Source organism: Variovorax sp. 01T432 (assembly GCF_056398605.1).
This window is the reverse complement of the sequence record NZ_JBFTPS010000095.1, coordinates 1-13069: the sequence shown is the minus strand read 5'-3', so window position 1 is coordinate 13069 and position 13069 is coordinate 1. Positions and strand designations below refer to the sequence as shown.

Genomic DNA, 13069 nt, shown 5'->3' with positions numbered 1-13069 from the left:
TTCACGGTGGTGATCGTGCTGAACATCGGCGGTCGGGTGGTGGGGATGGTGGTGGACAGCGTGTCGGACGTGATCACGCTGACGGCCGAGCAGATCAAGCCGGCGCCGGAGATGGGGTCGGTGCTGGACACGGACTACCTGATCGGGCTRGGCACRCTGGACGAGCGGATGCTGATCCTAGTGGACATCGAACGATTGATGTCCAGTACGGAAATTGGATTGATCGAGAAGCTGGCTGCCTAACACAAGGGGGGATAGGGGGGGTCCCTTATTTCTTATCCATTTTTTATAAGAAAATCAAATGAAATTCTCAGATCTAAAAATTAGCGTGCGCTTGGGAGCTGGCTTCAGCCTAGTCCTCCTGCTGTTAGTCGGTGTCACTTTGATTGGCATTTCTCGTTTGAGTCATCTCAATGATGGCACGCATAAAATCGTTAATGAAAGTTACCCCAAGTCCGTCTTGGCGTATGAGCTCATAGGCGTCGTGAACCAGAATGCGCGTTCGATGCGCGATCTTTTGTTGTTATCAGATCCAGATGAAATCAAGCAGGTGCAGAAGCGCATAGCAGAATCGAAGCAGATAAACGATGCGAATTTTGCCAAAATCGAGGAATTGAACAAATCGGAAGAAGATGCGGCCCTACTACAGACTGTAGTGGACGCACGCGCCAAGTACGGCGAAGGGCAGAAGGAATTTTTGAACCACGTCAGTGCTGGAAGAAAAGAAGATGCTATTCAACTGCTGATGTCCAAGGTGCGCGAGGCGCAGAGAGCCTATCTAAGCTCCCTTGGAATACTCATCAAGCATCAGACTGAAGGCGTGATTGAAAATGGCAAGGAGGCGGCCTCTGCTTACGAGAGTGCCCGAAACATGATGTCGCTTCTTGCTCTTCTGGCGTCTGTTCTGGGTGGTGTTGTCGTCGTGTGGATTACCCGGTCCATCACCCGTCCAATGAACGAAGCTGTCAAAGTTGCACAAAGCGTCGCCGCCGGCGACTTGACCGGTCGCATCGACGTGACGAGCAGAGATGAAACCGGTCAATTGCTGAAAGCGCTGAAGAACATGAACGAGAGCCTGGCCAAGGTGGTGGGTGGAGTGCGTGCCGGCGCCGACACCATTGCCACGGCGTCGGGTCAGATCGCCGCGGGCAACCAGGACCTGTCCGCGCGCACTGAAGAGCAGGCCAGTTCGCTGGAGCAGACGGCGGCCTCAATGGAAGAGATGACCTCCACCGTTAAGCAGAACGCTGACAATGCCCGCCAGGCGAATCAGCTCGCACTCTCGGCCTCTGAGGTTGCCGTCAAGGGTGGTGACGTCGTCAGCCAGGTAGTGGGAACGATGGCCTCAATTAACGCGTCTTCCAAGAAGATCGTCGACATCATCGGCGTTATCGACAGTATCGCCTTCCAGACCAACATCCTTGCGCTCAATGCCGCGGTCGAAGCGGCGCGGGCGGGCGAGCAGGGCCGAGGCTTTGCGGTGGTCGCCTCTGAAGTGCGCAGCCTCGCGCAGCGCTCGGCCGCCGCAGCGAAGGAGATAAAGGGCCTGATCGACGATTCGGTTAGTAAAGTGGCTGCGGGAAGCCAACTCGTGGGCGAAGCGGGAAAGACCATGGACGACATCGTCGAAAGCGTGAAGCGCGTGACCGACATCATGGGCGAGATCACGGCGGCCAGCCATGAGCAGACATCCGGCATCGAGCAGATCAATCAGGCCATCACGCAAATGGACCAGGTGACACAGCAGAACGCGGCATTGGTGGAAGAGGCCTCGGCTGCCGCGCAGTCGCTGCAGGAGCAAGCGGGCAGCTTGGTAGAGGCAGTTGGCGTCTTCAAACTGGACACCAGTCCCCATGTAATGCCCACCTTCAATCGGATAACACCAGTGCAAGCCGCCAGTGCTGCAACCAACGTAGCGCGGAGGGTCCACGGGAAGAAAGAGGCGGGCACCGCTCCCCAATTGACCATGACCAGCGGGGTCGCAGACGACTGGACGAAGTTCTAGACAGCTCTAGCTCAAGAGTCCTTGGCGCGTACGTATTGGGATGGCTGGGCCCTCGGGATAGCTTCGTTCTAGCGCCGATTTCATTGCGAAAAGATGCGCCGCATTTCAATTTGGTGGTTCGAGTTCGGCTAAGAAGATGGTGTCGCACTTTGTTTTACTTAAAAATGAAATCGCGCGTCTACCAATCGAGAGTATGACAACACATCCTTCCCCTGAGACCGCCACACTTTCAACTGAAACGGGTGCGTTTTGATGGGCTTGACTTGGAGCAATCGCGTCCTGCTGATTACGTGACGCTGAGACGAATGACATGAGACCGGACGCGAGGAACCCAACTTGCAAAGCCCCTACGGAGAACGGCTACGTTTCCGATGCGGTGGACTACAAGGTGCGCTCTATGCCGATACGAGTCGCTGGCCAGCAAGGAGAGTCCCTCTTCTCAACGTTTGGGGCACCACTGCTAGCTGACTTGCAAATCACTCACCCGAATCTGGTCGATCGCCTCTTCGCGGCGGGCATCGCCGCGCTCTTCGTGGCAGTCACGGTCCTGGCTCTCCCGATCGCTCTCGTCCTATTCACTAGTGGCAAGAGCCTCTTGTCACTGAAAGGATCTGCCAACATCTGCGTCTGGGGTACTTCAGTCGTATTCACTGCCGCTTCGGCCGCCTTTTCTTTTGGGACCGAGCAAATAATTTCTCTTCTCGGCCATCTCCGGGGCATCGAGCGACCAAGAGACCTACGTCTGACGCTAGGCTTGTGGATGGCTTTGCTCACCATCGCGGCTTGTAGTATTGGGGTGCTTGAGAAGTGCTGATTAGCGGGTCGCCGCTGCCAGCCAGGTCCAGACATGCGCGAGGACACCGCGATTAACAGCGCCGGGAAAGGGCCATCCGGGGATCTGATAACCTCTTCCGAGAACGGGTCTATTAATAGGTTTGAACCATTCTGTATTCGGCGCGACAACATTCCTTTTGGCCCGGGGTCCATGTAACTCCCGATCATCGCCATCTTAGCCGTGCCCTCTTGAGCATGTAAGGCGACTCGAAATTCGCCCGGACATTGACGTAACAGATCGGCAGATACATGAATCGTGACATCGGTGCATACGACCTGTTTGCCGTTCAACGCTCGACGTTCTCCGATGAGCGTTCAAAGCCTCGCCTCATGACCCTGTCCGATATGGACGCCGGCAGCGACAGCGACAGCGACAGCGAAGATAAGCCGGAACGCTCAATGGGATCAATCAGCTTTTGTGCGGATTTCAGTTCTCTTGAACAAGGACAAGCTCTCAGCCTCAGCAACCACCCGAATTACCGCGCCGAGATCTTTCGCATCGCCAACGCCCGCAATAGCCAACGCGGTCGAATGCGGCTCAATGCGGCCGCCATCTTGCAATGACAACTATGTCGGCGTGACCTTCCACCATTCACAAATAGACGATGCACTCACCACTGCGGACCGAAAAATGCCCACCACGAGCGAAGCGAAAACACTAGACAACATCACAGCTCCCGCCACGAACGTCACTCCCAGAGCCCTACAGGCTCAACAATTGGCAAGCCGGGGGGAAGGGGCCGCGAACTCGATTGTTCTGAAGCTTGGACAGCGGCTGCGTCGCGCGCGGCAACACGTGGCGAGAGCGCGGTTGCGTGCTCTGCCAGCGCCAACCGTTTCCCATCTTGAAGGAGCGGCCTTTGAGGCTTTCAACGCATTGCAGGCGGCGAAGCTGGTTCTTGCAGAGAGTATTGCAGGCGTCCCTTTAGCGAACGACGAGCCAGTCGAGCGTGAGCAGTGCAATCTGTCAAAGCTTCCTGACTTTTGCTATGCTTTGATCGTAAAGAATGTCCCCGGTCGTAGGATCGTCGCGATCAAGGCCGGGGTGCGTGGGCACTACGTCACCAGCTTCGACGGCGTCACCATGGACCTTGCAGAGGCCCGGATTCTCGTGGATCGCCTCAACGTGCGCATGGGCGTGACTGACGCGCAGCATCAAGCGATGATCGCAGGATCGAATTTCGGCTTTCATGTTCCTGCAGCCGATCCCGAGCACCCAGCGAATACGGGCGACTCGCCTACGGACGGGGACGGTTGACGAGTCAGTATTGTTCAATGTGTGACGGGTCTCGCGCGAGAAGTGCCGAGGACCACAGGCTGGTGAATCGCGCTGACCATGATTGCGCCTGCTTGGTGGTGGGTGGCGATCGCACGGCAAGGCCTCCGATCCTGCAATGTTGTCAAGGGCAACCGAATTCTCCCCCGTGTGGTAACTCAAATTTCCCCACCCGGTTGAGAACTGTCGTCGTGGTGTGACTGATTCAATCCGGCCTTGAGCTTCTCCTTGAGGCGGTAGGAGTTGCCGCGGATGTTCACTGTCACCGCGTGATGCAGCAGCCGATCAAGGATCGCTGTGGCGACGATGCGATCGCCGAACACCTCGCCCCAGGCGCCGAAGCTCTGGTTGCTGGTCAGGATCATTGGTCCGCGCTCGTAGCGCCGGCTGATGAGCTGGAAGAACAGGTTGGCGCCCACGCGATCGATCTGCAAACAGCCACACGCCGTCAATTCCGTTGGCGACGTCGCCAGCTAAGACCAGCAGGTCAGCGTCAGGCGCTGGCTCGATGACACGCTCCCCGGGAAAGCGGCTTTGAAGGAATTCCAAATGCAGGTCGGAGGCAAGTTGAATTCGCACGACGGGCCTATTGCGATGGGGCGCTCTTCGCCCCGATGGTCCGGCCTTCCGCGACACGCAGGTCTGGATTCAACAGAGTAGGCATCGCAGAGGGTTGAAGGAACATGGTCAGCGGTTTCGTTGCAGCAACGATTCGATGACCCTGCCACGCTTTTCTGAACTGGTCTTGGCAATCGCCTCATGCTGCAACGGCATCAACGGCATCAACGGCGTCAACGGCGTCAACGGCGTCAACGGCGTCAACGCCGTCAGGCTCCTCTTCTCTGCTGGCAACTTCGTGGGTTCGGCTGAAGCGCGGGCTGTGTGAATAAATCTGGGTGGCACTTCGCTGGTCAGCCAGACCCCGTTCGCGGCTCGCTGGAACCTGTATCCGCAACGATTCATCGCGTAGCTGTCTATGACAAGTACCACCGGGGCACCGCGACGTCCTCCGACAACGACCGCCGCTTCTTTCGTTGCGGACAGATGCACCGCGTGCCGATTCATTGGCCTCAGGCCTTCACGGCGAATCGCCGGCAGGTGTTTGCGAACAGTTCCGTGATACAGCACGGGTGGGGGCACCAATGTGCGCGGCTTGAGGTCAACGGGGACGGAATGACCTTGAGCGGCGCGGATACGGAGGCCATCTGGGGACAATGTGAACCGGTGCTTGTCGTTGGTCTCAACGATCTCGCGGAGTTCGTCCAAGGTCAAGGCCTGGCCGCTTTTTGCGGCACCCTCCATCAGCGCCGCGAGCGTGCACCAGCCCGCCGTGTCGAGCTTCACGTGCCAAAGCTGAGGCTTGTGCCTGAGAACTCTTGCGAGCAGCCGGGACAAAGGCACGAGTTCCGCCCTTATTTCGCGTCGAGCCAGGGGAGGCCTGGAATCAGCTGCTGCCAGGTTGTCGAGCCCCGACTCCGCGTCTGCCTTTTCAAGGAAGTAGTGGCTTGGCTCTCGAACCTGCTCGCGAGCCGCCGCCCGCGCGCGCTCGAACGCATCGACCTTCGCCGCTCGGTTGGCATCCCTGCGGGGCTTGGTCACATCGTGTCTCCCCCGGCGCACATCAGCGCGAGCTTCGCTTTCAGTTCAGCGAGGACTCTCGGTTCGCTGATGCCAAGCTCATCGTGCGTTCTGATGAGCCTGTCACGGCACCAGGCAGGCCAGTGCAGGTCATCATCGTCCAACGCGAGCCAATCTCGTGGCTGACGTCGCAATACGTCTGACCACACTTGCAGGGCTCGCGGTGCCGCGGCGAAGCTTCCTTCGTGCATTTCGCTATGAAACGTCGCTCCCACGACTCTTCTGCGCAGTTCGGGCGGCAGGCGTTTCGCAGCTATTGAATAGGTGTACTTTCGAACCCACGAGGTCGATAAGACGATGAGTACATCCGGGTACGGCTCCAGCACGTCGATAAGCAACGGCACGTGCTGAAACAATGAGAACTCCGGCCCGGCCTTTATGTACGGGCCTCGTCGGGGGTGCCACCAAACATTTTCGTGATGTAACGGGGAATCGTAATCCAGATAGAGAATAAGTTCGCCGCGTCCGCGCGGGACCTTCGCGTGGGCAACACCTGTCATGTCCGAGGCTCCTCAGGAGGCGACCACCATGCTGGCAGCGCAGCTGATGTCAAGTGCATATCAGCAGCGCTCGGGTAGTGCCGCAACAGTGACATCGCGTAGTTTTGAAGCCGCTGGGGCGATTCACGCACCATCCGTCCTGCGGCCAGTTTCTCCAGGAATCGCCGTGTTTCGACCACCGCTCGCGTGCGTTCACTCGGCATAGTCACGAATTAGCCCTCCTCGCTCCGCCAAGCGCAGCCAGGCATTGATTTCAGTCCACCGACTGTCCGGTCGCGCGCCTTTCGGCGTTGTCGAGTCCGGATGCAAGTTGTCGGCAACAAGATCGAGGCCACCTCGACGCAGGGCCTCGCTGAGGGTCGGGTCGTCCTTGAGCCACCACCAGGACATTGAGAGGACGTACTGAGGGCAGAACTCAGCGTTGAGCGATCGGAGAAAGCCCACGGCGCGGACGTCAAAGAGCTGTTCCCAAAGTTCGGCACATGAGCTTGTCGAAGCGGCGTTGGCGCGCTGGCCTTCATTCGAAAGTGCAAACGCAGCGTCGTAGCCTCCGTATGGGGGGGGCAAGCTCACCGTGTCGTCCAAATCAAGGAACAGCACAGGTCGTCGCACCCAAGAAGAAGCTGGAACCTCGAGAAGCAGCCCCATGGGTCAAGCCTCAGTGCGCCATTGCAGAGGCGCGCAGAGTTGTTGGCACATCTCCGCAATTCGTTGCTGGGCCTGCCTGGCACCTCGGCGCAACCAGGCGTGGTGCACCCCGCCGCATTGTGTGGCGCTAATCCCAACTCGAACTGCCCAGTCCATGTGGCCGCAGCAGCGGGTTCCGAGCATCGTCATCTTGGCCTCCGTTGGTGGAAGAGGGCTCCCGAAACGGAGCCTACCACCAATCTAGACGAATAGCCAGTAGACGATTGTACGGTAGATGTATGGACTGTAGAGTTTAGGACAGTGTTTAGGCAACCTGTTTAGATGACAATAAATTTTAGGAAGCCAGAGGATGCGCGAGCGCTACTGGCGATGAACGTCCAGCGAATTCGACTCGAGCTTGGGCACTCTCAGGAGCGACTTGCGGAGCTAGCCGGCTTCCATCGGACCTACATTAGTCAAGTCGAGCGGCGGGTAGCCAACGTCACCATAGACAACGTGCAGAAACTCGCCGTCGTACTGGCAGTGCCGGTCGCTGAACTCTTTGCCGCGCCCGACGATTAATTCTTGAGCGGTCACTCGATGAGGCGCTTTCGACCCTCCCGGTTGGGCTTTCGGCTCCGGTTCTCGACAGACTGCTCGATTTTGATGTGACGCTATACGTCTCATCAAGAGAAGTGTCGGACTATCGTTTCAGGAGGGAACTCTTGCAGATCGTCGACAACGCGAAGGGATACACCTACCTCTCAGCATACGCATGGGGAAGAGGGCAGTGGGTGGACCGCGGACAGCGATTCAAGCTGGCGAATCTCAAGCACATTGCTCTCTACCCGGGGAGGAAGCCCGTCCAACGCGACAACTCTTCCAGGAAGTAGTGGGCGATGTCAGCGTCTCGTACCTCGACTATCTCGGCATTCGAGAGGCCCCCCGGGATGGCGGTTTGGCCGCAATCCACAAGCGTCAAAGATGCATGGCCATGATGGCCCTCGAATTCGCATGCCCACAGATTCTTTCCTGAATGTCTATACATCCAGCTCTTCATGGAAAAGGGAATCCCGACGATGCCGGCCAATTTGTATGCATGGCACTTGAAGTGCCGCTTTGATGGAAGCGTCGATTCCCAGGTTGCCGTGCGCGTCGCAGGATGAAGATTGGATGGTTGGCATGGAGGCGAGGAAGAACTGAGTCAGGTCGTATAGCGACGAGCCTCCCTTCGCCTTGCAGGCGGGGACCTTCGTAACCTCTACGGCTCGCGCCACGGGGGCCGAGCGCAACGCGACGATGCCCTCATGCCAGAGATCCAACGCGTCTGGCAGGCCAACATGCAGGTCAATGGCGCCGACAGGGTTTGGAGACATCTGGCACGCGAAGGCACGGCTGTGCGGCGCCGCATGCCGGTTCGCTATACGACGGCATGAACGCGACGTCCCTCCAATCCAAGACAACTGTCCCTCAATTCCAGCCGGCCTTCTCGATGAATGACGGCTGCGGTCGTCTGGAAGAGTTTGACTTGCTGCTACCTTCCGGATGCACGGGTCGCCGCCTCGTTCGGAGTTGGCTCCCACGATTCTTGAATACGGACGCTTCGGAGATTGAGGTCCATTTCGAATCCGTAGTGCGTGCCATTCGGCAACGCACGTCCGGGTTGGTGGACGACCGCAGCAATACCTATCAGCTGGTTGCTTTTGGCGACCTCGAGGATGCGGCCGCCAACGGAGATATATCCTTCGTTCAACACTGTGATTCGCGCGGCGCGCTGACGGCTGCCATTGTTGGCCTGCGCGCTTCAAACGCGTGGCGAATTTCCAATGACCTCAGGCATTGTTTCGAATGCAAGGTGCCCCTGCGGGCAACCTTGCGAGAGGCCCTGGGCCTCCGTCGCCTTCATGTTGTGCTTGTATCCAAAGACGCCGCACGTTCCGAGCATGCATTTCTTGAGGAAGTCGTTGAGTGCCTCGCCCAGGGGTGCCGCGGGTCATTCGAGATCGAGCGGATGACCTTCCGGCTTGCGGCATCCAGTGGCCCGTTACGGCACGTCCGGCCAGTTTGCGGTGAACCAGTCCAGAACCTTTGACTCAACGTATGTGGCTACGGGGAAAAAAGGGCTCGTGAGAAATGTCGCGTCCAAATCAATAGGGTCGTCCCTCAAGAGGTGTCTTCCTGTAGGGGCCGCCGCTCCTCGCGGAGGGCTGTAAGTAAGGCAATAGAGTTTCGGACTGTTGGGGGGCCGAATCCAGATGTCCTCTATGTGGCGAAACGACGCCTCATAGATGAACCTGAACCAGTAATCGCGATTCGGGGTTCCCCCGGTACGTCGTCCGGTCCTGGGCGAAAAATCCGCCAACGTGACCAATACATACGGAGTGTGGCCCAGGTGTAGGTCGACGTACTCCCATATCCGCCAACGGTCGGCGAGCGACATCAGGCTCAAGAACTCTGCGACATGGAGGCGTGGAACAATGCTCTCTAGCCTTCGGTAATGCCGTTGCCAACTCGCCTTGAACTGGATTCTCAGGCTAAGCGAACGCGCCCGGTCGGGGCGACGCGGCGTCAGGTCGAGGTACGGGCGCCCCGTCGGCTCTTTTGACGGGCAGAAGCCACTGTTGGGTCGATGTGCAAAGTGTCCCGAAGTTGAGTTGCGTTTATCGGCTCGGGGAGACATGGGCTCACGGCAGAACGGGCAGAGTGCTGCGGGACGCGGGTCTGGACCTTTATGGTCAGTTTCAAGCCTGCCAAACTCATTTAGATAGGTGTGGACGGTTACTTTGCGGCCGGTCCGAGGGTGGAGGGCTTCGTGCATTTATGGTGAGGTTGTCGATAGGGAGCCTGTTGCTGAGGCTGGGGGAACCGAGCTATATCGGCAGATTTCGCCAAATCTCTAGCGTCGCCAAAAAGCGGGTGCGCCGCGTCGGTCGAAGCCGCAGTCAACCGCCCGTCGAACGTCTCCTGGTGCTCCGGCGGCGCGGCCGGAGCGTTTCTACCGTGAAGTCGCGCTACTTACTTTGACAACAACAGGTGATTCCAGGCTGGTTCCGAGGCTCGAATTTGATGTCAGATGCGCTCGAATATCGCGGCAATACCCTGCCCACCGCCAATGCACATGGTCACCAGCGCGTAGCGGCCGTTGATGCGCTGAAGTTCAAACAGCGCCTTGACCGTAATGAGCGCGCCGGTGGCGCCGATCGGGTGGCCCAGGGAGATGCCGGAGCCGTTGGGGTTGACCTTGGCTGGGTCCAGCCCCAGGTCCTTGGTCACAGCGCAAGCCTGGGCGGCGAACGCCTCGTTGGCCTCGATTACGTCAAGATTCTTGACCGTCAGGCCTGCCTTCTCCAACGCCAGCTTGGATGCCGGCACCGGGCCGATACCCATGAACTGGGGGTCCACGCCGGCGTGGGCGTAGGCCAGCAGGCGCGCCAGGGGCTTCAAGCCCCGCGCTTGCGCGGTCTTAGCTTCCATCAGCACCACTGCGGCAGCCGCGTCGTTGATGCCCGAGGCGTTGCCCGCCGTCACGGTGCCGTTTTCCTTCAGGAATACCGGCCTGAGCTTGGCCATGTCTTCCATCGTGGCGTTGGAGCGGAAGTGCTCGTCGGTTGCGAAGGCCACTTCGCTCGTGCGGCTCTTGAGCATCACCGGCACGATCTGGTCCTTGAAGTAGCCGGCTTCGGTGGCCTTCTGCGCGCGGTTGTGGCTCTCGACGGCCAGGCGGTCCTGGTCTTCACGGGTGATGCCCCACTTGGCGGCGATGTTTTCGGCCGTCACCCCCATTGGAATGCTGTGGAAAGGGTCATGCAGTGCGCCGATCATCATGTCCACCAGCTTGGTGTCCCCCATGCGAGCGCCCCAGCGGGTGTTGAGGCTGGCAAACGGGGCGCGGCTCATGTTCTCGGCGCCGCCGCCGATGGCGATGTCGCAGTCGCCCAGCAACACGCTCTGGCTGGCCGAGATGATGGCCTGCAAGCCTGAGCCGCACAGGCGGTTGACGTTGTAGGCGGGGGTGCCTTCGGCGCAACCGCCGTTGAGGGCAGCAACGCGCGACAGGTACATGTCCTTGGGTTCGCTGTTGACCACGTGGCCGAAGACGACGTGGCCGACGTCCTTGCCCTCGGTCTGGGCACGGGCCAGCGATTCCTTGACCACCAACGCACCGAGTTCGGTGGGGGGGATGCCCTTGAGGCTGCCGCCAAAGGTACCAATGGCGGTGCGCACCGCGCTGACAACGACGACTTCACGAGTCATGGGGATCTCCAATATAGAAATTCAGTTTGATGCTCTGTGCCTGTCAGGACTTGCTCAGAACGCGTCGAGTGCCATCTCGCACACGCCCTGATGACCGCTGACGACTGCACCGCGCTGGCGCGCGGCCGGATGTGATCGACGTAGGCACGTACGGTGGCGACCTTGGCACTCATGCAGGCTTCGTCGTTACCCTCGCCCAGTTCGCGTTCGGCCACCTGCAAGACATGGCCCAGTTGCCAGCCGACGTCCGGACCGCCGGTCAGCATCAGGTGATGAAAACTGCCGGCGGAGATGGCAGTGGAATCGGCCTGGCTCTGCGCGGCGATGACCTCCATCGAGTGCAGGACGGAGTCGCGAGCGTTCTGCAGGCGAGCCCACGGCCGAGGCCGCGGCATTGCCGCCGGCGCGCTGTTCACCCTCTGTGTTCCGGACTGGGCGGAGATGGCTTTGGCGCCCTGGCTGCCGTCACGCGCGGTCTTGCGACCCACCAGGTCGTTGGCCTGGACGGCGGTCGTGCCTTCGTAGCAGGGCAGGATCTTGGCGTCGCAGTAGTACCGGGCAGCGCCGGTGTTGATCATCTCCACCGCCGACGCGCAGACTGTCTTGGACAGGCCTTGGCCGCCGAAGTCGACCGGATGCTCAGGCCTTGCCAGCCGCCTTTCGTGAATTGCTTGAACGCATCCTTGAAGCCTGGCGAGGTGACCTGAGCATTCTTGAACCACGACGGGTTCTCGTCGCCGTCGAAGTTCAACGGAGCGATCACGCCATCGTTGAGCTTGACGCACTGCTCCTGCGCGATTTCAACGCCATCCTCGAAGCCGAAAATTTGTTGCGCCCCGTTGTCCAAGCCGGCGAGGTGCTGAAGGTTGAACATCATGTCTCTCAAATGGGCGGTAAAGCTCATTAAATCAGACCCTTCGCAGCAGGTAGTCTTGGTACTGGTTACGTAGCTGATGTTTGAGCATTTTGCCGGTAGCACCCAGCGGGATGCTGTCTACAAACACCACGTCGTCCGGCGTCCACCACTTGGCAATCTTGCCGTCGTAGAACGACAGCAAGTCTTCGCAATTGAGTTCTGCACCGGGCTTCTTGGCTACGATCAGCAATGGGCGTTCGTCCCACTTCTGGTGCTTGGCCGCAATACATGCAGCCATCGCGACCGCCGGATGCGCCATGGCGATGTTCTCCAGGTCGATGGAGCCGATCCATTCACCACCGGACTTGATCACGTCTTTGGCTCGATCGGTGATCTGCATGAAGCCGTCTGCATCGATATTGGCGACGTCGCCCGTCGGGAACCAACCATCAAGCAGTGGCGAATGCTCGCCCCGCAAATAGTCCTGCACTACCCAGTGACCGCTGACCAGCAGCTCCCCGGAACTCTCCCCGTCCCACGGAAGCTCGGCGCCGTTGGCGTCGACGATCTTCATGTCGATGCCGAAGGGCATACGACCTTGCTTGAACTGGATAGTGCGCCGTTCGTTCAACGGCAATTGTTCCTGGTACCCCTTGAGAATGCTGACAGTACCGATCGGGCTCAATTCGGTCATCCCCCAGGCATGCAAGACCTTTGCCCCATACGTGTCTTCAAACGTCTCCATCATGGCGGGCGGGCAGGCCGATCCGCCGACAATGGTGCGTCTCATGGTAGAGAAGCGCAGGTTGCTGGCCTGCATGTGCGTCAGCAGCCCCTGCCAGACGGTGGGCACGCCAGCGGACAGCGTCACGCCCTCGTTCTCGAACAGCTCGTGCAGGCTCTTGCCATCCAATGCCGGTCCGGGCAGCACTAGTGTAGTGTTGCATTCTGTTTGGAACTTAAGCGGCTATTGGCGCGAATGACCTTTTGCAGGATGTCGCGCGCGCTCTTGGTCCAGATGAATGGCTTGGGTTCTTTGTTGTGATGAGCGACGTACTCGTCAATGGCAGTGACCAGTT

13 protein-coding genes and 3 pseudogenes are annotated in these 13069 nt (G+C 59.1%); 7 read left to right on the top strand and 9 right to left on the bottom strand.

Annotation, left to right across the window (positions count from 1 at the left end):
- From AC1DNF_RS34720 to AC1DNF_RS34705, 4 genes are all read left to right on the top strand, one after another.
- Positions 1-243 (top strand): chemotaxis protein CheW (locus AC1DNF_RS34720; RefSeq protein ID WP_478153360.1); only part of this gene is annotated, 243 nt, incomplete at its 5' end.
- Positions 244-301: 58 nt separating this feature from the next.
- Positions 302-2005 carry a methyl-accepting chemotaxis protein gene (locus tag AC1DNF_RS34715; RefSeq protein ID WP_478153359.1) on the top strand — a complete coding sequence of 568 codons (1704 nt, stop codon included), beginning with the start codon at positions 302-304 and terminating at the stop codon, positions 2003-2005.
- 1083 nt (positions 2006-3088) lie between these two features.
- Positions 3089-3403: a hypothetical protein gene (locus AC1DNF_RS34710; protein WP_478153357.1), complete on the top strand. Its 315-nt coding sequence runs from the start codon at positions 3089-3091 to the stop codon at positions 3401-3403.
- Between the two features lie 67 nt (positions 3404-3470).
- Positions 3471-4097, top strand: a complete 627-nt coding sequence (locus tag AC1DNF_RS34705; protein ID WP_478153355.1) for a hypothetical protein — start codon at positions 3471-3473, stop codon at positions 4095-4097.
- Between the two features lie 176 nt (positions 4098-4273).
- On the opposite strand, the pseudogene AC1DNF_RS34700 reads toward AC1DNF_RS34705, so the two are convergent.
- The 5 genes and pseudogenes from AC1DNF_RS34700 to AC1DNF_RS34680 form a co-directional block, all read right to left on the bottom strand.
- Positions 4274-4567, bottom strand: a pseudogene (locus AC1DNF_RS34700) (ATP-binding protein); the annotation flags it as partial.
- Between the two features lie 235 nt (positions 4568-4802).
- Positions 4803-5714 carry an RNA 2'-phosphotransferase gene (locus tag AC1DNF_RS34695; RefSeq protein ID WP_478153353.1) on the bottom strand — a complete coding sequence of 304 codons (912 nt, stop codon included), beginning with the start codon at positions 5712-5714 and terminating at the stop codon, positions 4803-4805.
- A complete protein-coding gene (locus AC1DNF_RS34690) occupies positions 5711-6253 on the bottom strand; it encodes an HAD domain-containing protein (RefSeq protein ID WP_478153351.1) in 543 nt (180 codons plus the stop codon). Before AC1DNF_RS34690 ends, AC1DNF_RS34695 begins: the two co-directional genes overlap by 4 nt.
- Positions 6250-6456 (bottom strand): BPSL0761 family protein, encoded by a 207-nt coding sequence (locus AC1DNF_RS34685; protein ID WP_478153362.1) that lies wholly within the window; start codon positions 6454-6456, stop codon positions 6250-6252. The genes AC1DNF_RS34690 and AC1DNF_RS34685 overlap by 4 nt, the downstream gene beginning before the upstream one ends.
- Positions 6446-6901, bottom strand: a complete 456-nt coding sequence (locus tag AC1DNF_RS34680) for a hypothetical protein (protein ID WP_478153349.1) — start codon at positions 6899-6901, stop codon at positions 6446-6448. The genes AC1DNF_RS34685 and AC1DNF_RS34680 overlap by 11 nt, the downstream gene beginning before the upstream one ends.
- A 321-nt stretch (positions 6902-7222) precedes the next feature.
- Here AC1DNF_RS34680 and AC1DNF_RS34675 point away from each other — a divergent pair, with 321 nt between their 5' ends.
- The 3 genes and pseudogenes from AC1DNF_RS34675 to AC1DNF_RS34665 all read left to right on the top strand — a co-directional run bounded on the left by AC1DNF_RS34675 (position 7223) and on the right by AC1DNF_RS34665 (position 8972).
- Positions 7223-7462, top strand: coding sequence for a helix-turn-helix domain-containing protein (locus AC1DNF_RS34675; protein WP_478153347.1), 240 nt, complete (start codon positions 7223-7225; stop codon positions 7460-7462).
- A 701-nt stretch (positions 7463-8163) separates the two neighbouring features.
- Positions 8164-8286 (top strand): annotated as a pseudogene (locus AC1DNF_RS34670) (IS3 family transposase); the annotation flags it as partial.
- Positions 8287-8312: 26 nt separating this feature from the next.
- Positions 8313-8972 (top strand): hypothetical protein, encoded by a 660-nt coding sequence (locus AC1DNF_RS34665; RefSeq protein WP_478153345.1) that lies wholly within the window; start codon positions 8313-8315, stop codon positions 8970-8972.
- A 977-nt stretch (positions 8973-9949) separates the two neighbouring features.
- Here the strand turns inward: AC1DNF_RS34665 and bktB are convergent.
- The 4 genes and pseudogenes from bktB to AC1DNF_RS34645 form a co-directional block, all read right to left on the bottom strand.
- Positions 9950-11134, bottom strand: coding sequence for a beta-ketothiolase BktB (bktB, locus tag AC1DNF_RS34660; protein ID WP_478153343.1), 1185 nt, complete (start codon positions 11132-11134; stop codon positions 9950-9952).
- Complete coding sequence (locus AC1DNF_RS34655; protein ID WP_478153341.1) at positions 11131-11712, bottom strand: acyl-CoA dehydrogenase C-terminal domain-containing protein; 582 nt, start codon at positions 11710-11712, stop codon at positions 11131-11133. Before AC1DNF_RS34655 ends, bktB begins: the two co-directional genes overlap by 4 nt.
- On the bottom strand, positions 11709-12008 hold the full coding sequence (locus tag AC1DNF_RS34650; protein ID WP_478153340.1) for a hypothetical protein: 300 nt from the start codon (positions 12006-12008) through the stop codon (positions 11709-11711). Before AC1DNF_RS34650 ends, AC1DNF_RS34655 begins: the two co-directional genes overlap by 4 nt.
- A gap of 34 nt (positions 12009-12042) precedes the next feature.
- A pseudogene (locus tag AC1DNF_RS34645) lies at positions 12043-12924 on the bottom strand (AMP-binding protein); the annotation flags it as partial.
- Between the last annotated feature and the right edge of the window lie 145 nt (positions 12925-13069).

Excerpts from the sequence above, each read along its gene's own strand:
- bktB (WP_478153343.1), bottom strand. The coding sequence starts at position 11,134 with ATGACTCGTGAAGTCGTCGTTGTCAGCGCGGTGCGCACCGCCATTGGT.
- AC1DNF_RS34715 (WP_478153359.1), top strand. The coding sequence starts at position 302 with ATGAAATTCTCAGATCTAAAAATTAGCGTGCGCTTGGGAGCTGGCTTC.
- AC1DNF_RS34650 (WP_478153340.1), bottom strand. The coding sequence starts at position 12,008 with ATGTTCAACCTTCAGCACCTCGCCGGCTTGGACAACGGGGCGCAACAA.
- AC1DNF_RS34665 (WP_478153345.1), top strand. The coding sequence starts at position 8,313 with ATGAACGCGACGTCCCTCCAATCCAAGACAACTGTCCCTCAATTCCAG.
- AC1DNF_RS34680 (WP_478153349.1), bottom strand. The coding sequence starts at position 6,901 with ATGGGGCTGCTTCTCGAGGTTCCAGCTTCTTCTTGGGTGCGACGACCT.
- AC1DNF_RS34685 (WP_478153362.1), bottom strand. The coding sequence starts at position 6,456 with ATGCCGAGTGAACGCACGCGAGCGGTGGTCGAAACACGGCGATTCCTG.
- AC1DNF_RS34655 (WP_478153341.1), bottom strand. The coding sequence starts at position 11,712 with ATGATCAACACCGGCGCTGCCCGGTACTACTGCGACGCCAAGATCCTG.
- AC1DNF_RS34675 (WP_478153347.1), top strand. The coding sequence starts at position 7,223 with ATGACAATAAATTTTAGGAAGCCAGAGGATGCGCGAGCGCTACTGGCG.
- AC1DNF_RS34705 (WP_478153355.1), top strand. The coding sequence starts at position 3,471 with ATGCCCACCACGAGCGAAGCGAAAACACTAGACAACATCACAGCTCCC.
- AC1DNF_RS34690 (WP_478153351.1), bottom strand. The coding sequence starts at position 6,253 with ATGACAGGTGTTGCCCACGCGAAGGTCCCGCGCGGACGCGGCGAACTT.
- AC1DNF_RS34710 (WP_478153357.1), top strand. The coding sequence starts at position 3,089 with ATGAATCGTGACATCGGTGCATACGACCTGTTTGCCGTTCAACGCTCG.